This is a genomic window from Streptomyces sp. NBC_00582 (assembly GCF_036345155.1).
Taxonomy (GTDB): Bacteria; Actinomycetota; Actinomycetes; order Streptomycetales; family Streptomycetaceae; genus Streptomyces.
Genome location: NZ_CP107772.1, coordinates 3,766,478 through 3,788,121 on the forward strand (window position 1 = coordinate 3,766,478; position 21,644 = coordinate 3,788,121).

General features: G+C 72.1%; 15 protein-coding genes. 12 read left to right on the plus strand and 3 right to left on the minus strand.

Annotated elements, in window-relative coordinates:
- The first annotated feature begins 42 nt into the window (after nucleotides 1-42).
- Nucleotides 43-687: a GNAT family N-acetyltransferase gene (locus OG852_RS16430; protein ID WP_330348336.1), complete on the plus strand. Its 645-nt coding sequence runs from the start codon at nucleotides 43-45 to the stop codon at nucleotides 685-687.
- Here OG852_RS16430 and OG852_RS16435 read toward each other — a convergent pair.
- On the minus strand, nucleotides 684-1,862 hold the full coding sequence (locus OG852_RS16435; RefSeq protein WP_330348337.1) for a YVTN family beta-propeller repeat protein: 1,179 nt from the start codon (nucleotides 1,860-1,862) through the stop codon (nucleotides 684-686). The two genes, OG852_RS16430 and OG852_RS16435, sit on opposite strands and share 4 nt — an antisense overlap.
- The gene (locus OG852_RS16440) at nucleotides 1,862-2,689 is read right to left on the minus strand and encodes a polysaccharide deacetylase family protein (RefSeq protein WP_330348338.1); all 828 of its coding nucleotides are present in this window, start codon (nucleotides 2,687-2,689) and stop codon (nucleotides 1,862-1,864) included. Before OG852_RS16440 ends, OG852_RS16435 begins: the two co-directional genes overlap by 1 nt.
- Before the next feature lie 134 nt (nucleotides 2,690-2,823).
- Between OG852_RS16440 and OG852_RS16445 the strand changes: the two genes are divergently transcribed.
- Nucleotides 2,824-3,324, plus strand: coding sequence for a hypothetical protein (locus tag OG852_RS16445; RefSeq protein WP_133918123.1), 501 nt, complete (start codon nucleotides 2,824-2,826; stop codon nucleotides 3,322-3,324).
- Here the strand turns inward: OG852_RS16445 and glgX are convergent.
- Nucleotides 3,278-5,512: a glycogen debranching protein GlgX gene (gene glgX / locus OG852_RS16450; RefSeq protein ID WP_133918122.1), complete on the minus strand. Its 2,235-nt coding sequence runs from the start codon at nucleotides 5,510-5,512 to the stop codon at nucleotides 3,278-3,280. The two genes, OG852_RS16445 and glgX, sit on opposite strands and share 47 nt — an antisense overlap.
- A 154-nt stretch (nucleotides 5,513-5,666) precedes the next feature.
- Here glgX and OG852_RS16455 point away from each other — a divergent pair, with 154 nt between their 5' ends.
- The 10 genes from OG852_RS16455 to OG852_RS16500 all read left to right on the plus strand — a co-directional run bounded on the left by OG852_RS16455 (nucleotide 5,667) and on the right by OG852_RS16500 (nucleotide 21,576).
- Complete coding sequence (locus tag OG852_RS16455; protein ID WP_133918121.1) at nucleotides 5,667-6,908, plus strand: L,D-transpeptidase; 1,242 nt, start codon at nucleotides 5,667-5,669, stop codon at nucleotides 6,906-6,908.
- Between the two features lie 180 nt (nucleotides 6,909-7,088).
- Nucleotides 7,089-8,342, plus strand: coding sequence for a L,D-transpeptidase (locus OG852_RS16460; protein WP_330348339.1), 1,254 nt, complete (start codon nucleotides 7,089-7,091; stop codon nucleotides 8,340-8,342).
- A 77-nt stretch (nucleotides 8,343-8,419) separates the two neighbouring features.
- Entirely contained in the window at nucleotides 8,420-9,187 is a 768-nt protein-coding gene (locus tag OG852_RS16465) for an enoyl-CoA hydratase/isomerase family protein (RefSeq protein WP_133918119.1), read from the plus strand.
- 289 nt (nucleotides 9,188-9,476) lie between these two features.
- Nucleotides 9,477-9,980, plus strand: coding sequence for an ATP-binding protein (locus tag OG852_RS16470; protein WP_166663829.1), 504 nt, complete (start codon nucleotides 9,477-9,479; stop codon nucleotides 9,978-9,980).
- Between the two features lie 144 nt (nucleotides 9,981-10,124).
- Nucleotides 10,125-11,909, plus strand: a complete 1,785-nt coding sequence (locus OG852_RS16475; protein ID WP_133918117.1) for an ABC transporter ATP-binding protein — start codon at nucleotides 10,125-10,127, stop codon at nucleotides 11,907-11,909.
- Nucleotides 11,906-13,795: an ABC transporter ATP-binding protein gene (locus OG852_RS16480; RefSeq protein ID WP_330348340.1), complete on the plus strand. Its 1,890-nt coding sequence runs from the start codon at nucleotides 11,906-11,908 to the stop codon at nucleotides 13,793-13,795. The genes OG852_RS16475 and OG852_RS16480 overlap by 4 nt, the downstream gene beginning before the upstream one ends.
- On the plus strand, nucleotides 13,792-15,531 hold the full coding sequence (locus OG852_RS16485) for an ABC transporter ATP-binding protein (protein WP_330348341.1): 1,740 nt from the start codon (nucleotides 13,792-13,794) through the stop codon (nucleotides 15,529-15,531). Before OG852_RS16480 ends, OG852_RS16485 begins: the two co-directional genes overlap by 4 nt.
- Nucleotides 15,528-17,306 (plus strand): ABC transporter ATP-binding protein, encoded by a 1,779-nt coding sequence (locus OG852_RS16490; RefSeq protein WP_330348342.1) that lies wholly within the window; start codon nucleotides 15,528-15,530, stop codon nucleotides 17,304-17,306. The genes OG852_RS16485 and OG852_RS16490 overlap by 4 nt, the downstream gene beginning before the upstream one ends.
- Nucleotides 17,307-17,543: 237 nt before the next feature.
- Complete coding sequence (locus OG852_RS16495) at nucleotides 17,544-19,589, plus strand: M4 family metallopeptidase (RefSeq protein WP_133918115.1); 2,046 nt, start codon at nucleotides 17,544-17,546, stop codon at nucleotides 19,587-19,589.
- 322 nt (nucleotides 19,590-19,911) lie between these two features.
- A complete protein-coding gene (locus OG852_RS16500; protein WP_133918114.1) occupies nucleotides 19,912-21,576 on the plus strand; it encodes a M4 family metallopeptidase in 1,665 nt (554 codons plus the stop codon).
- The last annotated feature ends 68 nt before the right edge of the window (nucleotides 21,577-21,644 follow it).

Genomic DNA, 21,644 nt, shown 5'->3' on the forward strand with positions numbered 1-21,644 from the left:
AGTCTGTGCCTTCCAGCGGGTGGAGACTCGAGGAGCGGTGCGGTGGAGACCTTGCGGGACATTCTCGACGGGGCGGCGCACGGCGTCTTCCCGCCGGAGGACGGCCGGACGACGGTCGTCCCGCAGCAGTCCCCGCGCGACGCGGGCGTCCTCGCCTTCACCGCGCACTCGGTGGTCTTCACGGACGAGGATCCGCAGTGGGTCCACGACACCTTGCGCGCCGTGGACTGCGACGCTCTGTCCGCCTCGATGAACCCGCGTTTCCTCGCGGCGCTGATGGAGCGCACGGGGCGTACGGCGGAGACGATCGACGCGATGCTGGTGGGGTCCCCGCTGCCGGGCGGGCCGCCGCCGTCGCCGCCGCTGACGGAGATCGAGGACCGGGAGCACCCCCGTATCCGGTACGCCCTGCGCCGGCGTCACGACGTGCGCGCCTGGTCGGCGGAGGGCGGGGTGCTGGTGACGGGGCGCGGGATCGGCGGGCGGCTGGAGGTGTCGGTCGAGGTGACCGAGCCGCTACGGCACCGGGGCCTCGGCCGGCTGCTGGTGACCGCCGCCCGGCATCTCGCCGACGAGCCGGTGTGGGCCCAGGTCGCCCCGGGGAACGCCCGCAGCGTACGGGCGTTCCAGGCGGCGGGATATGTGCCGGTGGGCGCGGAACTGCTGCTGACCGCCCGCACCCCCTAGCGGAAGATGCCGGTGTGGCCGAGGGAGTAGCGGCCGGGCTGGGGATAGACGGCGAGGCCGTGCGGGCCGCTGCCGACGGGGATGCGGGCGAGCTGGCGGCCGGTGCGGGTGTCGAGGGCGTACACCTCGGCGTCGTAGCGGCCGGAGAGCCACAGGACCTTGCCGTCCGCCGAGACTCCGCCCATGTCGGGGCTGCCGCCCTGGGGCAGCCGCCACTTCCTGGTGACCTCGCCCTGCGCGAAGTCGAAGACGGAGACCGTGCCCTCGCCGCGGTTGGAGACGTACATCTCGCGGGAGTCGCGGCTGACGTACAGGCCGTGGGTGCCCTTGCCGGTGTGCAGGAAGGACGGCTGGGCGAAGCTGTCGCCGTCGAGGATCCACAGGCCGTCGGCCATCATGTCCGCGATGTAGAACCGCTTGCCGTCGGGTGAGATCTTGACGTCCTGCGGCATGGCGCCCTTGAAGGGCAGTTTCTGCTGTCCGATCACCTTCATCTTCCGGGTGTCGACCTTCAGCAGCTCTCCGCTGAACTCGCAGGACACGATGAAGTACCGCCCGTCGAGAGAGAAGTCGGCGTGGTTGACGCCGTAACAGGTGACCGGTTCGGTCTTGATCCGCTTCATGGTGTGCGGGTCGCGGAAGACGAGTTCCCGGTCGAGGGAGGCCATGACGACGGCGTACTTGCCGTCGGGGGTGAAGTACAGGTTGTACGGGTCGTGGACGTCGACCGGCTCGCCCGTCCTCCCCGTCCGCGGGTCGATGGGGGTGAGGGTGTTGCCGCGGTCGTTGTTGACCCAGAGCGTCTTCATGTCCCAGGAGGGCACGACGTGCTGCGGCTGTCGTCCCACGCGCAGGGTTTTGATGACCTCGTACGTCTTCGGGTCGATGACGGAGACGGTGTCGGACTCGGTGTTGGGGACGTAGACGCGGGACGGGAAGTCCCTGACCACCGGGGACAGCTTGTTGGGGCGGTCGGCGGCGTAGACGTCCTTCGGGTCGAGGACGGGTGGCATCCCGGGCAGCCCGTCGACGACCGGCTTCTTCTTCACCGGGGCGGGGACGGCGGCCTTGGTGGCGGACCGGTCGGGCCCGTCGTCGGCCTGGCCCCCGCAGGCGGCGAGGGCGGTGAGGGCGGCGGCGGTGAGCAGGGCGCGGGTGAGGAGGGGGGGTCGCATCAGCCGATCAGCTCCGTGGTGGTGACCGCGCGCAGTCCGCGGCGGGTGAGTCCGTCCAGTACGGCGGGGAGCGCGGCGACGGTGTCCGCGTACCCGAAGTGCAGGCTCACGACGGATCCGTCGCGGACCTCGCGCAGGACGTTGGCCGTGACGGCGGTGGCGCCGGGTGAGGTGAAGTCGAGGGAGTCGACGTCGTAGGACAGGACGTGGGGGTAGCCGGCGGCGCGGGCCAGCCGTTCGACGAGCGGGGAGGCGCGGGCGGTGCGGGAGGGCCGGAACCAGGTCCCGACCGAGCCGGTGAGCCGCTTGAGCCGCAGGGCGCACTCCTCGATCTCGGCGCGCGCCCGCGCCTCGGGCATGGCGTTGATGTCGAGGTGCCGGTGGGTGTGGTTGCCGAGGTCGTGGCCGCCGTCGAGGATCCGGCGGGCGAGGCCCGGGTGGGCGTCGAGCCAGGTCCCGACGGCGAGGACGGTGACGCGCGCCCCGTGCCGCTCGGCCTCCCCCAGGAGGGTCTCGGCGAGGGCCGGTTCACCCTGCCCGTGGAAGGTGAGGGCGACCCGGGGGCGGCCGCGGGGGCCGTGGGTGATCTGGGCCGGCTGTCCGGGGAAGGCCCGGGGGGCCGGGGCGGCGCGCGGGCTCGTGGGGGCGGAGGGCCCGAAGGAGGGCGAGCCGGACGGAACGGAGGAGGGCGGGCCGGGGGGCGCGCCGGACGAGGGTCCGGAGGCGGAGCCGGACGTGGAGCACGCACCGGCGAACGCGCCCCCGGCGACCAGTCCGGCGCCCGCCCGCAGCGCGGCACGGCGGTCGGTCGAAGTCACCCGCACCATTTAAGGGGCAAACAGTAAGAAACAGGCTCATTCCCCCGCGTGGCGGCCGGAGGAGGCGTCGGCCGGGCCCGGCCCCCCGCACACCGGCCGGCCCGCCGTGCCACGCTGGAGCCCCTCAGTGAACGGTGGTCGACGTGGACTCCTCCGCTCTTCGGGCCGCGCGGGGCTCCGGACGTTCGTTCCGGCTCGGCACCGCGCAGCGCGCCCTCCCCGGCGCCCTCGGCTTCCTGGCCGCGTCGGTGCTGCTGTACGCCGGCCGCCTGGTCACCGGCGACCCGATGGGCGTGGGCGAGCTGGGGCACCTGCTCGGCTGGTCCCTCGTCGGGGTCGTCGTCCTGACGCTGACGGGACGCACCCGCGGGGTGACCCTCACCGAGGACGCCCTGGTCGTGGTGCACGGCGGGCGCCGCGCCCTCCCCTGGGCCGGCGTCGAACGCCTGGAGGTCCGCCGCCGTTTCGGTGTGAGCCAGGTCGTCGCCCATCTCGCGGACGGCCGCCGTACGACCCTGCCCGCGCCGACGTCGTTCCTCGACGCGCGGTTCGAGGACGAGGTGCGGGAGCTGACGGAGTGCTGGGAGCGGCGGCGGCTCAGCCCGCCACCCGCAGCAGCACCACCGCCCGCGCCGGCACCGTGACCGCCTCCCCCGCCCGGTGGACGACCCCCGGCGCCCGCGTCTGCTCCTCCCGCGAGGTGTCGACGACCACCTCGTAGCGCTCCGCCCACGGCGGCCCGGGCAGGACGAAGCTCACCGGGCGGTCACCGGCGTGCAGGACCGCGAGAAAGCTGTCGTCGGTGATGGGGGCGCCCCGTTCGTCGCGGCCCGGGATGTCCCGGCCGGAGAGGTACATGCCGAGGGTCGCGGCGGGGGCGTACCAGTCGCCCTCGGTCATCTCCGTGCCCCGCGCGGTGAACCAGGCCAGGTCCCGCAGCCCGTCCGCCGAGTGGGCCCGGCCGGAGAAGAACGCGCGGCGGCGCAGCACGGGATGCCGGTGCCGCAGCGCGATCAGACGGGAGGTCAGCTCGCACAGCGCCCGCCATCCGGGCTCCTGAAGCAGGCTCCAGTCCACCCAGCCGGTCTCGTTGTCCTGGCAGTACGCGTTGTTGTTGCCGCCCTGGGTGCGGCCGAACTCGTCGCCCGCGACCAGCATCGGCACACCGGTCGACAGCAGCAGGGTGGTGAGGAGGTTCCGTAGCTGCCTGCGCCGCAGCGCCCGCACCCGCTCGTCGTCGGTCTCCCCCTCCACCCCGCAGTTCCAGGCCCGGTTGTCGTCGGTGCCGTCCCGGTTGCCCTCGCCGTTGGCCTCGTTGTGCTTGCGGTCGTAGGACACGAGGTCACGGAGGGTGAAGCCGTCGTGGGCGGTCACGAAGTTGACCGAGGCGTACGGGCGGCGGCCGCCCCAGGCGTACAGGTCGCTGGAGCCCGACAGGCGGTAGCCCATCTCGCGGACGTCGGGCAGCGCGTGCCGCCAGAAGTCGCGCACGGCGTTGCGGTAGCGGTCGTTCCACTCGGTCCACAGGGGAGGGAAGGCGCCCACCTGGTAGCCGCCCGAGCCCACGTCCCAGGGCTCCGCGATCAGCTTCACCCGCCGCAGCACCGGGTCCTGGGCGATCACCGCGAGGAACGGGGAGAGCATGTCGACGTCGTGCATCGAGCGGGCCAGGGCGGCGGCGAGGTCGAAGCGGAAGCCGTCCACGCCCATCTCGGTGACCCAGTAGCGCAGGGAGTCCGTGATCAGCCTGAGCACGTGCGGCTGCACCACGTGCAGGGTGTTGCCGCAGCCCGTGTAGTCGGCGTAGCGGCGGGCGTCGGACTGCAGGCGGTAGTAGCCGCGGTTGTCGATGCCCTTCAGGGAGAGGGTGGGGCCGAGTTCGCCCGCCTCCGCGGTGTGGTTGTAGACGACGTCCAGGATGACCTCGATGCCGGCGGCGTGCAGGGCGCGCACCATCCGCTTGAACTCGCCGACCTGCTGTCCCGTCGTACCGGAGGAGGCGTAGCCGGCGTGCGGGGCGAAGTAGCCGATGGAGTTGTAGCCCCAGTAGTTCCTCAGGCCGCGGCGCAGGAGGTGGTCCTCGTGGGCGAACTGGTGGACGGGGAGCAGTTCCACCGCCGTGACGCCCAGCTCCACGAGGTGCTCGATCGCCGCCGGGTGGGCCAGTCCGGCGTAGGTGCCGCGCAGTTCCTCGGGGATGCCGGGGTGGCGCTGGGTGAAGCCCTTGACGTGCAGTTCGTAGAGGACCGAGTCGGCCCACGGGGTCTTGGGGCGGCGGTCGTCGGCCCAGTCGTCGTCGTCATGGACGACGACGCCCTTCGGGACGTACGGCGCCGAGTCCCGTTCGTCGCGGACGGTGTCCGCGACCTGCTGCTGGGGCCAGTCCCTGACGTGCCCGTACACCTCGGAAGGGAGGGTGAACTCCCCGTCGACCGCGCGGGCGTAGGGGTCGAGGAGCAGCTTCGCCGGGTTCCAGCGGCCGCCGGTCCACGGGTCCCAGCGGCCGTGCACCCGGAAGCCGTAGCGCTGGCCGGGCATCACGCCCGGGACGAAGCCGTGCCAGATCTCGTGCGTGAGCTCGGTCAGCGCGGCGCGCGTCTCCCGGCCGGACTCGTCGAACAGGCACAGGTCGACGGCCTCCGCGCCGCCCGCCCACAGGGCGAAGTTGGTCCCCGCGACCCCGTCCGGGCCGACCCGGAAGCGGGCGCCGAGCGGGGTGGGCGCGCCCGGGCGCACGGGGACGCCGGGCACCTTCTGGGACACCCCGTTCAGTCGGGTGTCCGGCGTGGCGCGTTGCTCCGCCACCGCCTCCTGCTCGGCTGCGCTGGACACCGTTCAGCCTCCCGCGGCTCGTGGGTACGACGTACGGGGCGGGCGTGCGGCGTCCCGGCCGCCGCCACCTCGCGCCGTCGTCCTCCCCCTGTTCTGCCCAGAGCGCGCCTCGCACTCACGTTTCCCCGGGGCGCACCCGGTCGTTGGGCATGTCGTGAGGCACGTACATGGGCGCGCACGGCGCGCGGGCGTCGCAGTGGCCGCCGTAGTGACCTGGGCCGGACTTCTGGCCGGGGCCGCTGGCTGCACGGGCGACGGCGGAGACGGGCTGGACCGGATGCTCGGCAGACCGGCGGCCCGCGAGGACGTCATCCGGGTGAGCCCCGACGACCACGCCAAGGGCGTGCGCCCGGAGACGGGGCTGCTGGTCCGGGTGCCGGACGGGCGGCTGGAGTCGGTGAAGGTGGTGCGGTCGCAGGACGCCCAGGAGACGCCGGTGCCGGGCCGGATCTCCGCGGACGGGCGCAGTTGGCGGCCGGACGCCGGCCGGCTGGCGCTGGCCGCCCGCTACACGGTCGACGTCGTGGCCCGGGACGGCGACGGCGACCGCTCGGCCCGCCACACCAGCTTCACCACCTACGTCCCGGACAAGCGCTTCATCGGATACGTCACCCCGGAGAACCGCTCGACGGTCGGCACCGGGATGATCGTCTCCCTGGGCTTCAGCCGGGAGATCGAGAACCGGGCCGCCGTGCAGCGGGCGATCGAGGTGACCGCCGAGCCGGCCGTGGAGATCCGGCCGCACTGGTTCGGAGGCGGCCGCCTCGACTTCCGCCCCGAGCAGTACTGGAAGCCCGGCACCAAGGTCACGGTCGCGCTGAGGCTGCGGGACGTGGAGGGCGCGCCCGGGGTCTACGGGCTGCAGTACAAGACGTTCTCCTTCACCGTCGGCCGCAGCCAGGTCTCCCTCGTCGACGCGGCGGAGCACACGATGAAGGTGTGGCGCGAGGACGATCTGATCGCCACCGTGCCCGTCACGGCCGGGGCCCCGAGGACGACGACGTACAACGGGAAGATGGTCGTCACCGAGATGCTCGAACTGACCCGGATGAACGGGGCCACGGTCGGCTTCAGGAAGAAGGACGGCAAGGGCGAGTACGACATCCCGGACGTGCCGCACGCCATGCGGCTGACCGAGTCCGGCACCTTCCTGCACGGCAACTACTGGGCCGAGCCGGACGTCTTCGGCAACGCCAACGTCAGCCACGGCTGTGTGGGGCTGAGGGACGTCAAGGGGGGCGGCTCGGACACGCCCGCGGGCTGGTTCTTCGACCGCTCGCTGATCGGTGACGTGGTCGAGGTGGTCCACAGCAAGGACAAGGAGGTCGCCCCGGACAACGGGCTCGGCGGCTGGAACCTGAGCTGGGAGGAGTGGACGACGGAAAGCGCCGAATAGCCCGCTCTGAAAACCTCTCCCCGCCGTGCAACCCTCCCCGCGTGACCATGGTCCTAGTTGCGACAGAACGGTGACATTCACCTGACACGCAGCTCAAAACCGTGCGGTTAATATGCGCAAATGATCGCGCGGGAAGCGCGGGGGTGGGGGCCTGACCAGGCCCTGGGAGGGGAGAACGACTTGAACGTGCGACCGATATCGGGGGCGTCGATCGCGGGGCGCTCACGCGGCCGCAACAGGCGGCTGGCGCTGATCGTCGGCGGGATGCTGCTCGCCGTCACGGCGTGTGGCGGGGGCGGCGGCTCGGACTCCAGGTCCGACGCCAAGGGCAAGGACGACAAGGGCAGCACGGCGGCGGCGGCCGGGAGCAAGCAGTCCGAGGCGGTCGTCACGATCGCGCCGAAGACCGGCGCCAAGGACGTCGACACCAGCGGCGTCCTGAAGGTGAGCGCCTCCCGGGGCAAGCTGACCGAGGTCACCGTGAAGGACGACGACGGCACGGCGGTCAAGGGCACCATCTCGGCCGACGGCAGCGGCTGGGCGCCCGCCACGCACCTCGCCGCCTCGACGACCTACCAGGTGCACGCGGTCGCGAAGGACTCCGAGGGCCGTACGGCGGCCGAGGACTCCTCCTTCACCACGCTCAGCCCGCAGAACACCTTCATCGGCAACTTCACGCCGGAGGACGGCTCCACCGTCGGCGTCGGCATGCCGTTCTCGGTCCGGTTCACGCGCGGCATCACCAAGCCGGACGACGTGAAGAAGGCCATCGAGATCACGACCGTGCCGGCCGTCGACGTCCAGGGCCACTGGTTCGGCAACGACCGTCTGGACTTCCGCCCCGAGCAGTACTGGAAGGCCGGCACCAAGGTCACCGTCAAGCTGAACCTGGACGGCGTCGAGGGCCGCAAGGGCGTCTACGGCAAGCAGTCCAAGACCGTCTCCTTCACCATCGGCCGCAGCCAGGTGTCGATCGTGGACGCCAAGAAGCACACGATGAAGGTCATGCGGGACGGCAAGCTCTACAAGACCATCCCGGTCACCACGGGCAAGCCCGGCTACGCCACCTGGAACGGCCAGATGGTCATCAGTGAGAAGTTCACGGTGACCCGGATGAACGGCGACACCGTCGGCTACGACGGCGAGTACGACATCAAGGACGTCCCGCACGCCATGCGGCTGACCAACTCCGGCACCTTCGTGCACGGCAACTACTGGGGCGGCGACGCCTTCGGCAACTACAACGCCAGCCACGGCTGCATCGGTCTGCGCGACGTCCGCGGCGGCTACGACGGCTCCGTCCCGGCCGCGTGGTTCTTCAACCACTCGATGATCGGCGACGTGGTGACCGTGAAGAACTCCACCGACCCGACGGTCGACCCGGCCAACGGCCTCAACGGCTGGAACCTCTCCTGGGCCGACTGGACCAAGTAGGACCCCTTCCTGACGGGCCCGGTGCTGTGACCAACGGCACCGGGCCCGCCGTCGTTAATGGTGGTTAACCTGCTGCCATGACCGTTCATCTCGAAGTCGCCGAAGGCGTCGGCACGATCCGCCTCGACCGCCCGCCCATGAACGCCCTGGACGTCGCCACGCAGGACCGGCTCAAGGAGCTGGCCGAGGAGGCGACCCGCCGGGACGACGTCCGCGCCGTCGTGGTGTACGGCGGGGAGAAGGTGTTCGCGGCGGGCGCGGACATCAAGGAGATGCAGGACATGGACCACACCGCGATGGTCCTGCGCGCCCGCGCCCTGCAGGACTCCTTCACCGCGGTGGCCCGGATCCCCAAGCCGGTCGTGGCGGCCGTCACGGGCTACGCGCTGGGCGGCGGCTGCGAGCTCGCCCTCTGCGCCGACTTCCGGATCGCGGCCGACAACGCCAAGCTGGGCCAGCCGGAGATCCTGCTCGGGCTGATCCCCGGCGCGGGCGGCACCCAGCGCCTCGCCCGGCTGGTCGGCCCCTCCAAGGCGAAGGACCTCGTCTTCACCGGGCGGATGGTGAAGGCGGACGAGGCGCTCACCCTGGGCCTCGTGGACCGGGTCGTCCCGGCGGCCGACGTGTACACGGAGGCCCACGCGTGGGCCGCGAAGCTGGCGCAGGGTCCGGCGATCGCGCTGCGGGCGGCCAAGGAGTCGATCGACACGGGCCTGGAGACGGACATCGACACCGGCCTCGCGGTCGAACGCAACTGGTTCGCGGGTCTGTTCGCCACCGCCGACCGGGAGATCGGTATGCGGAGCTTCGTCGAGGAGGGGCCGGGCAAGGCCAAGTTCCTGTGAGGCGGGTCTCCCCGAACGGGGCTGTCGCCTCTTGCAATTGACGGAGTGTCTCATCCGGGTCCCTCGAAGGGGCGGTTCATGGGAACCTTGGGACGACCCTGAGCCCGCCTTGTCGAGGGAGTCCGGCCCTTGCCTGCACAGGAGCCGTCACCGCAGGTCAACGGGGGCGCTCCGGGCTTTGAACTGCCTCCGGCACATGCCGGGGGCAGCTCGTCGGAGGGGGGGCGCCCGGGGGGCGTATTCCGGCGGAACGGCCCCGCAGGACACTCCGGGCGGCCATGATGGGGGCATGGCGGGGCTGGAGGGTATCGAACAGCCGCGGGGGCACGGGCGCGTGGCCGCGGCACGCTGGTCGCCTGGGGTCGAGGACGAACGGGCGCTGAAGGCCCTGGAGTTGTTCGGCAACCCCACGGAGGGTGAGGTTCCGCTCCCCTCGCGCCCCGAGTCCGCCGCCACGGCCCGCCGGCTCACCCAGGTCGTCGTCCTGCGCCAGTGGGGGCTGTCCCCCAAGATGACCGAGGACGCCGTCCTCCTCGTCTCCGAACTCGTCGGCAACGCCGTACGCCACACCGGTGCCCGTGTCTTCGGCCTCAGGCTGCGCCGGCGCCGCGGCTGGATCCGCGTCGAGGTCCGCGACCCCTCCCGCGGACTGCCCTGTCTGATGCCGGTCCAGGAGCTGGACGTCAGCGGCCGCGGCCTCTTCCTCGTCGACAAGCTCTCCGACCGCTGGGGTGTGGACCTGCTGCCGCGCGGCAAGACGACCTGGTTCGAGATGCGCGTCGCGGACCGCTGAGCACGCGGGGTCCCGTCACCCACGCGAGTTTCACCCGCAAGGGGTACGACCCCTCGAACACGCAGGTCGTAGGACCAACGCCCGACCCGGACCGGACCAAAACCCCTTGGGCGATGTCAGTAGCGATCCGTAGGCTCGCTGGTGATGTCGACGACACGTGCAACCACCAAGGACCGGTCCGCGGTGCGGACGTTGCTGCGCTTGTGGCCGTATGTGCGGCCGGTGCGGGTGCGGCTGTTCGGCGCCGCGGCCGTGGCCGTCGTCGCCTCCCTCGTGGGGCTGGTGATCCCGCTCGTCCTGAAGTGGATGGTGGACGGTCCGGTCGCCGACCGGGACCCGGCGGGCGTCTGGCTCGGCGCGCTGTACCTGCTGCTGCTCGGGCTCGTGGAGGCCGGGATGTTCGGGCTGCGGCGCTGGCTGGTGGCCCGCCCGCTCTCGCATGTCGAGGCCGAGATGCGGGCGGAGCTCTACGCACATCTACAGCGGCTGCCGGTGGCCTTCCACGACCGGTGGGCCTCGGGACAGCTGCTGTCCCGGGCGACGACGGATCTGATGCTGCTGCGGATGTTCCTCGCCTTCCCGCTGACGTTCCTGCTGGTCAACGGGGTGACCATCCTCGCCGGCGTGATCATCATGCTGCTCCAGGACTGGTCCCTGGGACTGGTGATCCTCGGGCCCGCCCTTCCCGTCATGGTGATGTGCGTGATCTTCGAGCACCGCTACGCGGTCGTGGCGCGGCGCGCCCAGGACCAGGTCGGCGATCTGACGACGGTCGTCGAGGAGAGCGTGCTCGGGATCCGGATCATCAAGGGGTTCGGCCGGCACCGCAGCCAGGCGCGCGCCTTCCGCGAGCTGTCGTCGACCCTGCGCGGGACGGAACTGCGCAAGGCCCGGCTGCTGGCCGCGATCTGGGCCGTCATCGTGACCCTGCCGGAGGTGGCGATCGGGGCGGCGCTGGTGCTCGGCACCGTCCAGGTGGCGGACGGGGAGCTGTCCGCGGGCACGCTCGTCGCCTTCCTGTCGACGGCCCTCGCGCTGCGCTGGCCCGTCGACTCCATCGGGTTCCTGCTGGCGATGAGCCAGGAGGCGGCGACGGCCACCGAGCGGTACTTCGAGGTGATGGACGAGGAGCCGGAGTCCCGGGCGGTCGCCCAGAGCACCGGAGGGGCGGCGGCGGGCGACGGGCTCCGCTTCGACGGGGTCGTCTTCCGCTATCCCGACGCCGAACCCACCTCGCCCCCCACCCTGGACCTCGTCGACCTGCACATCCGGCCCGGGGAGTCCATGGCCCTCGTCGGCGCCACCGGCAGCGGCAAGACCACCCTCACCGCCCTCGTCCCCCGGCTGCACGAACTGACCGCCGGGCGGATCACGCTCGACGGCGAGGACATCACCGCGATGACCCGCGAGGAACTGCGCGCCAAGGTCGCCGTCGCCTTCGAGGAGCCGACGCTGTTCTCGGCGAGCGTCGGGGAGAACGTGCTGATGGGAGCGGACGACGAGGCCGGGGCCGCCGAGCTGGAGCGGGCGCTCGGGGTCGCCCAGGCCGAGTTCGCGCACAGCCTGCCGCAGGGCACCGCGACCCAGGTGGGCGAGCAGGGGCTCAGCCTCTCCGGCGGCCAGCGACAGCGGCTGGCACTGGCCAGAGCCGTCGTGGGACGGCCCCGGTTCCTCGTGCTCGACGACCCGCTGTCCGCGCTGGACGTCCACACGGAGGCCGCCGTGGAGGCCGCGCTGCGCCAGGTCCTCACCGACACCACCGCGCTGATCGTGGCCCACCGCCCGTCCACCGTGCTGCTCGCCGACCGGGTCGCCCTGCTCTCCGGCGGCCGGATCACCGCCGTCGGCACCCACCAGGAACTGCTGCGCGCCAACCCCGAGTACGCCCACCTCATGTCAGGAAACGGCCGCCAGGAGGACGACCGATGAGTACCCCCACGACCTCCTCCCCCACCGGCTCCTCCCCCACCGCCTCGTCCGCCACCGCCGACGCCCGCCCCGAGGACCTGCCCGTGCGGACCGCCGACGACCCCTTCGACAAGGACGTCCTGCCCACCCCGCCCGGCGCCACCGGCACCCTGCTGCGCTCCCTGCTCGCCCCCATGAAGGCGCGGGTGACCCTGACCACGCTCCTGCTGCTGCTCCAGCAGGCGGCCGTGCAGGCGGGCCCGCTGCTCGTGGCATACGCCATCGACCGCGCGGTACCGGCCTTCCGCGACGGCGACCACGGTCCGCTGGTCGCGGTGGCCGTCGGCTATCTGGTGTGCGCGCTGGCCTCCGGCGCCCTGCAGTACGCGTTCCTGATCGCCGCCGCCCGCGTCAACCAGGACGTGCTGCTCGATCTGCGCGGCCGTATCTTCCGCCACGCCCAGGCCCTCAGCGTCGACTTCCACGAGCGCTACACCTCCGGCCGGCTCATCTCCCGCTCCACCACGGACGTGGAGTCCCTGCGCGAGCTCCTCAACGAGGGCCTGCAGGAGCTGGTGACGGTGGTGCTGTCCTTCCTGTACATCTCGGCGATGCTGCTCTGGCTGGACCTCGGCCTCGGCGCGGTCGCCGTCGCGTCGTTCGTGCCGCTGTACCTGCTGGTCCGGCTCTACCAGCGGCGCGCGGGGCGGGTGTACACCGCCCGGTCCACCGCGATCGCGGCCGTGATCGTGAAGTTCGTGGAGACGATGAACGGCATCCGTCCGGTGCGCGCGTTCCGCCGCGAGGCCGTCAACGACGCCGACTTCCGGATCCTCAACCGGCGGCACGAGCGGACGAACGGCGACGCGCTGCTGGAGATGGCCCGCTATGTCGTCGGCTCGCGGGTCGTCGCCAACGCGGCCGTCGCGCTGATCGTCCTGTGGGGCGCCTACCGGGTGGCGGGCGGCACGCTGGCCCTCGGTGTGCTGGCGGCGGCGGTGCTGTACCTGCGGCGGCTGTACGACCCGATCGACCGGCTCGGCATGTTCCTCAACTCCTACCAGTCGGCGGCGGCCTCCCTGGAGAAGATCGCCGGGCTGCTCGCGCAGACGCCGTCGGTGCCCGAGCCCTCCGTGCCGAAGGAGCTTCCCGCGCTCCGGGGCGAGCTGCCCGGCCGTGAGGTCGTGTTCGACGCGGTGTCCTTCGGTTACCGCACCGGCGGCGAGGTCCTGCCGCTGTTCGACCTCACCCTGCCCGCCGGGCAGACCGTCGCCGTCGTGGGCTCCACCGGCGCGGGCAAGTCCACCCTGGCCAAGCTGCTGGCCCGCTTCTACGACCCCTCCGCGGGGCGGGTGCTGCTCGACGGCGTCGATCTGCGCGACCTCGCGGTGCCCGAGCTGCGACGCGGGGTGATCATGGTGACGCAGGAGGCGTTCCTGTTCTCCGGCACGGTCGCGGAGAACATCGCCATCGGGCGGCCGGACGCCACCCGCGAGGAGATCGAGCGGGCGGCGAAGGCGATCGGCGCGCACGAGTTCATCAGCGCCCTGCCCGACGGATACGACACGGACGTCCGCAAGCGGGGCGGCCGTATCTCCGCGGGGCAGCGGCAGCTCGTGGCGTTCGCCCGGGCGTTGCTCGCGGATCCGGCGGTGCTGATCCTGGACGAGGCGACCAGCTCGCTCGACATCCCCGGGGAGCGGGCCGTGCAGGCGGCGATGGCGACGGTGCTCCAGGGCCGTACGGCGGTGGTGATCGCGCACCGGCTGTCGACGGTGGAGATCGCCGACCGGGTGCTGGTGATGGAGCGGGGACGGATCGTCGAGGACGGCGCACCGGCGGACCTCATCGCGGGCAGGGGCCGCTTCGCGGACCTGCACCGGGCCTGGCGGGACAGTCTCGCGTGAGGGTGCGGCGGGGGGACGCGGCGGTCGACGCGTACGGGGATCCCGGCACCCCCGACTGTCGCAGCGGCTGGGCCTATCTGGCCTGGCTGGTGCGCTGCCAGCCCTGGCGCGGGGTCGCCGGCGCGGCGTTGTCCAGCATCTGGATGGTGCTGATGGCGGTCTCGCCGTACCTGCTGTCGAAGGCGGTGGACGAGGGCCTGCAGACCGGTGACACGGCGGTGCTCGCCGGCTGGACGGCCGCGCTGGTCGCGGTCGGCGCGTCCAACGCGTGGGTGAGCATCATGCGGCACCGCACGATGACCCGGCTGCGGATGGACGCCTACTTCCGCACCACGAAGGTGACCGTCCGGCAGGCGGTGCGGCTGGGCGACGCCCTGCGGCGCCAGGTGGGGGCCGGGGAGGTCGTCACCATCGGCGTGGGCGACGTGCACACCATCGCCAACGCGCTGACGGTGATCGGGCCGGGGGTGGGCTCGGTGGTCGTCTGTCTCTTCGTCGCCGGTTTGCTGTTCTCCGTGTCACCGCTGCTCGCGGCCGTCGTCCTGGTCGGCATGCCGGTGGTCGCCGTGCTCGTCGGACCGCTGATGAGCAGGCTGCGGGGCGCGGAGGGCGAGTACCGGGAGCGGCAGGGCGTGCTCACCGCGCGGATCGGGGATCTGGCGGGCGGGCTGCGGGTGCTCAACGGGCTGGGCGGGAAGGGCCTGTTCGCGGACGGGTTCCGGCGGGACTCGGGGCGGCTGCGGGAGCAGGGCTACCGGGTGGGCTCGACCGCGAGCTGGCTCCAGTCGCTCGGCGTGGGCCTGCCGAGGCTGTTCCTCGCGGTGGTGACCTGGCTCGCGGTGCGGCTGGCCGTCCAGGGGGAGCTGACGGTGGGCCAGTTGGTCTCGGTGTACGGCTATGTCGCGGTGCTGGTGGGTCCGGTGGCGTTCCTGGTCGACATGGGCTACGAGCTGAGCCGGGGTGTGGTGGCCGCCGACCGGGTCGTACGACTGCTGCGGCTGGAGCCCGCCCCGGACACCGGGACGGCCGAGGCGCCCGCGGAGCCGGCGGTGCTGCACGACCCCGTCTCCGGGGTGCGGGTGACGCCGGGCCGGCTGACGGCGCTGGTCGGGGCGCGGCCGGCCGCTCTGATCGCGCTGGTGGACCGGCTGGGGCGGCTGGGGCCGACCGAGGTCACCTGGGGCGGGGTGCGGCTGGACGCGGTCCCGCTCGCCCAGGTGCGGGCCAGGATCCTGGTCGCGGACAACGAGAGCGACCTGTTCGCGGGCCGGCTGCGCGAGGTGGTGGCGGGACACCGGGACCCCGGCCCGCAGGAGATACGGCGGGCGGTACGGGCGGCGGCCGCCGACGACGTCGTCCAGGGGCTGGCCGAGGGGCTGGAGACGCGGGTGACCGCGCAGGGGCGCAGTCTCTCCGGCGGGCAGCGGCAGCGGGTCCGGCTGGTGCGGGCGCTGCTGGCCGACCCCGAGGTGCTGCTGGCCGTGGAACCCACCTCGGCGCTGGACGCGCACACGGAGGCGGCGGTGGCCGAACGGCTGCGGGCCGCCCGCAGCGGCCGTACGACGGTCGTCACGACGACGTCCCCGCTGGTCCTCGACCACGCGGACAGCGTGCTCTATCTGGCCGACGGCAAGGTGGCGGCCGTCGGAACCCATCGGGAGCTGCTGGAACGGGAGCCGGGCTACCGGGAGTTGGTGGCACGGGACGCCGAGAGCTCCGAGGAGGCGGTGCGATGACGGCGGGTGGGACGACGGCCGGTGAGGTGACGGCCGGTGAGGGGCGGCTGCCGATCGCCGGGACGGCCGAGGTGCGGCGGGCCGCGGGCCGGCTGGTGCGGGCCGACGCCCGGGCCGTGGCGGGGGCGCTGGCGCTGAACGCGCTGGCCGCCGGCGTGGGGCTGGCCGGGCCCTGGCTGCTGGGCCGGATCATCGACGAGGTGCGCGCCGGGGCCGGGCTCGCGACCGTGGACCGGCTGGCCCTCGCGATCGTGCTGTGCGCGCTCGCCCAGTTGCTGCTGGTCCGCTGGGCGCGCTACGCGGGGCACCGGTTCGGTGAGCGGACGCTGGCCCGGGTGCGGGAGGAGTTCGTCGACCGGGCGCTGGCCCTGCCCGCGTCGGTCGTGGAGCGGGCCGGCACCGGAGATCTGACCACGCGCGGCACCGCCGACGTGGCGGCCGTCGGCACGACCCTGCGGGACGCCGGGCCCGAGCTGCTGGTGTGCGGGGTGCAGGCGCTGTTCATGCTCGCCGCGGTGTTCGTGATCGACCCGCTGCTCGGCGCGGTCGGAGTGCTCGGCCTGACCCCGATCTGGTGCGCGTTGCGCTGGTATCTGCGCCGGGCCCGCTCGGCCTATCTCACCCAGGGCGCGGCGGACTCGGAGGTCGCCGAGGCCCTCGCCTCGACCGCGGCCGGCGCCCGTACCGTCGAGACGTTCCGGCTCGGGGAGCGGCGCACGGCGGTGAGCCGGGGCACGCTCGCGACCGCGCGCCGCACCCGTTTCCACACGCTGTATCTGCGGAGCGTGTTCTTCCCGGTCGTGGAGGTGTCGTACGCGCTGCCGGTGGCCGGTGTGCTGCTGCTCGGCGGGGTGCTGCAGGCGCGGGGGGTGGTGAGTCTGGGCGCGGTGGTGGCGGCGGCGCTGTATCTGCGGCAGTTCACCGAGCCGCTGGACGAGATCCTGATCAGGGTCGAGCAACTGCAGTCGAGCACCGCCTCGTTCGCCCGGGTGGAGGGGCTCGCGCGGGTGCCCGGGGGCGCGGAGGACACCGGGCGGACCCCGGCGGACGACCGGATCGACGTGATCGGGGTGCGGTACGCCTACGAACGCGGCGGCGAGGTGCTGCGCGGGGTGGACCTGACGGTGACGCCCGGGGAGCGGCTCGCGGTGGTCGGTCCGTCCGGCGCCGGGAAGACCACGCTGAGCCGGCTCCTCGCGGGCATGGACGCGCCGACCGCCGGCACGGTGACGGTGGGCGGGGTGCCGGTCGCCGAGCTGGCGCCGGAGGCGCTGCGCCGGCAGGTCGTGCTGGTCACCCAGGAGCACCACGTCTTCCTCGGCACGGTCCGGGACAACCTGCTGATCGCCGAACCGGGCGCCCCCGACGAGGAGTTGTGGGCGGCGCTGGCCGCGGTCGGCGCGGACGGCTGGGTGCGGGAACTGCCCGACGGCCTCGACACCGGTCTGGGCGGCTCGGGCGTGCGCACGGACGGCTCACAGGCGCAGCAACTCGCCCTGGCCCGGGTGGTGCTGGCCGACCCGCACACGCTGATCCTGGACGAGGCGACGGCCCTGCTGGACCCGGCCACGGCCCGGCACACCGAGCGCGCGCTGGCCGCCGTGCTGCGCGGGCGTACGGTCATCGCGATCGCGCACCGGCTGCACACCGCGCACGACGCGGACCGGGTGGCGGTGATGGAGGACGGCCGGCTCACCGAGCTCGGTACGCACGAGGAACTGGTGGCGGCGGGCGGGGCGTACGCGGCGCTGTGGGGGACCTGGCACGGCGGGTGAACCCGCCCGACTCGTCCGGATAACGAACATGAACTCCCGGACAACGGACCGTTTCCGGCCAAATTCCTGACGCGCTCCTGACAGACAGCGCAATCCACTGCCACTCTTCCCACTGCTACTTCACAGCAACCCCACAGCTACACCGTTCTGCGTACCGCCCAGTCGTGTCCGGACGGCCCACCCGCCGGCCGGTCTCCCCAGGCCGCGTGATCCGCGGCCGCGCAGAAGGAGTCAGTGTTGAGAAGCAGTTCCTCTCGCAGACGCACCTCCCACACCCCGTACCGCAAGGCCGCGGCCGTCGCCCTCGTCGGTGTCTCCGCGCTGATCGCCGCCGCCGTGCAGTCGGGCGCGGCCACCGCCGCCCCGGAGAAGGCTCCGGCGGCCGGCCAGGCCCGCCCCGGCGCCGAGTCGGTCCGGCTCACCCCCGCCCAGCGCGCCGAGCTGATACGCAAGGCCGACGCCGGCAAGGCGGCCACCGCCAGGGAGCTGGGCCTCGGCGCCAAGGAGGCGCTCGTCGTCCGTGACGTGGTCAAGGACGCGGACGGCACCGTCCACACGCGCTACGAGCGCACCTACGCCGGGCTGCCCGTCCTCGGCGGCGACCTGGTCGTCGAGAAGGCGAAGTCCGGCGCGACCGAGGACGTCACCAGGGCGACGAAGGCCTCCATCAAGGTCGCCTCGCTGACGCCCACTGTCACCGCGGCCAAGGCGGAGAAGCAGGCCCTGACGCTGGCCAAGGCGGACGGCGCCGAGAAGGCGGACACGCACCGCGCGCCGCGCAAGGTGATCTGGGCGGCGAACGGCACCCCGGTCCTCGCGTACGAGACGGTCGTCGGCGGCCTCCAGGAGGACGGCACCCCGAACGAGCTGCACGTCGTCACCGACGCGGCCACCGGCAAGAAGCTCTACGAGTACCAGGGCATCGAGACCGGCACCGGCAACACCATGTACAGCGGCACGGTGACGCTCGGCACCACGCAGTCCGGGTCGACGTACAACCTGACCGACGCGGCCCGCGGCAACCACAAGACGTACAACCTCAACCGGGGCACCTCCGGCACCGGCACGCTGTTCTCCGGCTCCGACGACGTCTGGGGCAACGGCGCCGCGTCCAACGCGGAGACCGCGGGCGCCGACGCCCACTACGGCGCGGCCCTGACCTGGGACTACTACAAGAACGTGCACGGGCGCAGCGGTATCCGCGGCGACGGCGTGGGCGCGTACTCGCGGGTCCACTACGGCAACAACTACGTCAACGCGTTCTGGTCGGACAGCTGCTTCTGCATGACGTACGGCGACGGCTCGGGCAACACCCACCCGCTGACGGCGATCGACGTGGCCGGCCACGAGATGACCCACGGCGTCACCTCCAACACCGCGGGCCTGAACTACTCCGGCGAGTCCGGCGGCCTCAACGAGGCCACCTCGGACATCTTCGGCACGTCGGTGGAGTTCTACGCCAACAACGCCTCGGACGTCGGTGACTACCTCATCGGCGAGGAGATCGACATCAACGGCGACGGCACGCCGCTGCGGTACATGGACAAGCCGAGCAAGGACGGCTCGTCGAAGGACAGCTGGTACTCCGGGATCGGCTCGGTCGACGTGCACTACTCGTCCGGCCCGGCGAACCACTTCTTCTACCTCCTCTCGGAGGGCAGCGGCACCAAGACGATCAACGGTGTCACCTACAACTCGCCCACCGCGGACGGCCTCGCGGTCACCGGCATCGGCCGGGACAAGGCGGAGAAGATCTGGTTCCGCGCCCTGACCACGAAGTTCACCTCGACCACCAACTACGCGGGCGCCCGCACCGGCACCCTCGCGGCGGCCGGTGAGCTGTACGGCACGACGAGCGCCGAGTACACCGCGGTGGCCAACGCCTGGGCAGGCGTGGCGGTCGGCTCGCGGCCCGGCGGCGGAGGCGGCGGTGGCACCTCCTTCGAGAACACCGCCGACGTGTCGATCCCGGACAACGGGGCGGCGGTCACCTCGTCGATCACCGTCTCCGGCCGGACGGGCAACGCGCCCTCCAACCTCCAGGTCGGGGTGGACATCGTCCACACCTACATCGGTGACCTCCAGGTGCAGCTCGTCGCCCCCGACGGCACGGCGTACACGCTGAAGGCGTACGGCACCGGCGGCAGCACGGACAACATCAGCACCACCTACACGGTGAACGCCTCGTCCGAGGTCGCCAACGGGGTCTGGCAGTTGCGGGTCCAGGACAACGCGGCCGTCGACACCGGCTACATCAACAGCTGGAAGCTGACCTTCCCGTAGGTCGCCGACAGGCTGCTCACAGGGCGCCGCTCCGGGGTTCGCACCCTCGGGGCGGCGCCCCTTTTATCGGCCTTTCACTGACCTTGTTGCATTGCTTTTTGCCATCCGATTGCCCTCGACCTGTTGGCCCTTTACCGAGGTCAAGTCGGTTTACATTCCGGCAATGTTCATTCGCTCGTCGATTTTCAGCCAACATCAGATGGGGGTCCTGACATGTACGCGACCTTGATGCGAGGCTTCCTGGCAACCGCCGCACAACTTCACCACAGCTTCGGTCGGCATCCCCACGCCGTCCGGGCACCCCCACACCCAAGGAGCTTGTGTGACCTCCCTCTACGCGCGTCACAAGCGCACCACCCTGGCGATCGCCACCGCTGTCGCGGCCGGAGCCCTGGTGACCACCGGTCTGACCTCCGGTGCCGTGGCCGCCCCGACCGCCACGGACGCCGCCGCCAAGCCGTCGGCCGCGCCGACCGCGCTCTCCGCCTCCGCGCGCACCGCGCTGATCAAGGACAAGCAGGCCGACGCGAGCGCGACCGCGCAGGAGATAGGCCTCGGCACCAAGGAGAAGCTGGTCGTCCGGGACGTCGTCAAGGACGCGGACGGCACGGTCCACACGCGCTACGAGCGGACCTACGCGGGCCTGCCGGTGCTCGGCGGCGACCTGGTCGTCCACGAGTCGGCCTCCGGCGCGAACAAGGGCGTCACCAAGGCGACGAAGACCACCATCAAGGTCGCCTCGCTCAAGCCGGTCGTCACCGCCGCCAAGGCGGAGAAGCAGGCGCTGACCCTCGCCAAGGCCGCCGGCTCGGCCAAGACCGCGGCCGACAACGCTCCCCGCAAGGTGATCTGGGCGGGCAACGGCAGCAAGCCGGTCCTCGCCTACGAGACGGTCGTCGGCGGCCTCCAGGACGACGGCACCCCGAACGAGCTGCACGTCGTCACCGACGCGGCCACCGGCAAGAAGCTCTACGAGTACCAGGGCATCGAGACCGGCACCGGCAAGAGCCTGTACTCCGGCACCGTCAGCCTGAACACCACTCTGTCGGGCTCGACGTACCAGCTGACCGACGGCACCCGCGGCGGCCACAAGACGTACAACAAGGCGCACGGCACGTCCTCCTCGGCGGGCACCCTGTTCACCGACGCCGACGACACCTGGGGCACCGGCGCGGCCTCCAGCTCCACCACGGACCAGACCGCCGCCGTCGACGCCGCCTACGGCGCCCAGGTCACCTGGGACTTCTACAAGTCGACCTTCGGCCGCAGCGGCATCAAGAACAACGGCGTGGCCGCCTACTCCCGCGTGCACTACGGCAACGCGTACGTCAACGCGTTCTGGGACGACAGCTGCTTCTGCATGACGTACGGCGACGGCGAGGGCAACGTCAACCCGCTGACCTCGCTGGACGTGGCGGGCCACGAGATGAGCCACGGCGTCACCGCGAACACCGCGGGCCTGAACTACTCCGGCGAGTCCGGCGGCCTCAACGAGGCCACCTCGGACATCTTCGGCACGGGCGTGGAGTTCTACGCGGCCAACTCCAACGACCCCGGTGACTACCTCATCGGCGAGAAGATCGACATCAACGGCGACGGCACCCCGCTGCGCTACATGGACAAGCCCAGCAAGGACGGCGGCTCGTCGGACTACTGGTCCTCCTCCGTCGGCAGCAAGGACGTCCACTACTCGTCCGGTGTCGCGAACCACTTCTTCTACCTGCTGTCCGAGGGCAGCGGCTCGAAGACGATCAACGGCGTGACCTACAACTCGCCGACCTACAACAGCTCCACGATCACCGGCATCGGCCGCGCCAAGGCGCTGCAGATCTGGTACAAGGCGCTGACGACGTACATGACCTCGACGACGAACTACAAGGGCGCCCGCACGGCGACCCTGAGCGCGGCGTCGGCCCTGTACGGCTCCAGCAGCACCGAGTACGCCACGGTCGCCGCGGCCTGGACGGCGGTCAACGTCACCGGCTGACGACCTGAAGCACGAGGTGGGGCGGTACCCGGGACGAAGGCATCCCCGGGTACCGCCCTACCCTTGTC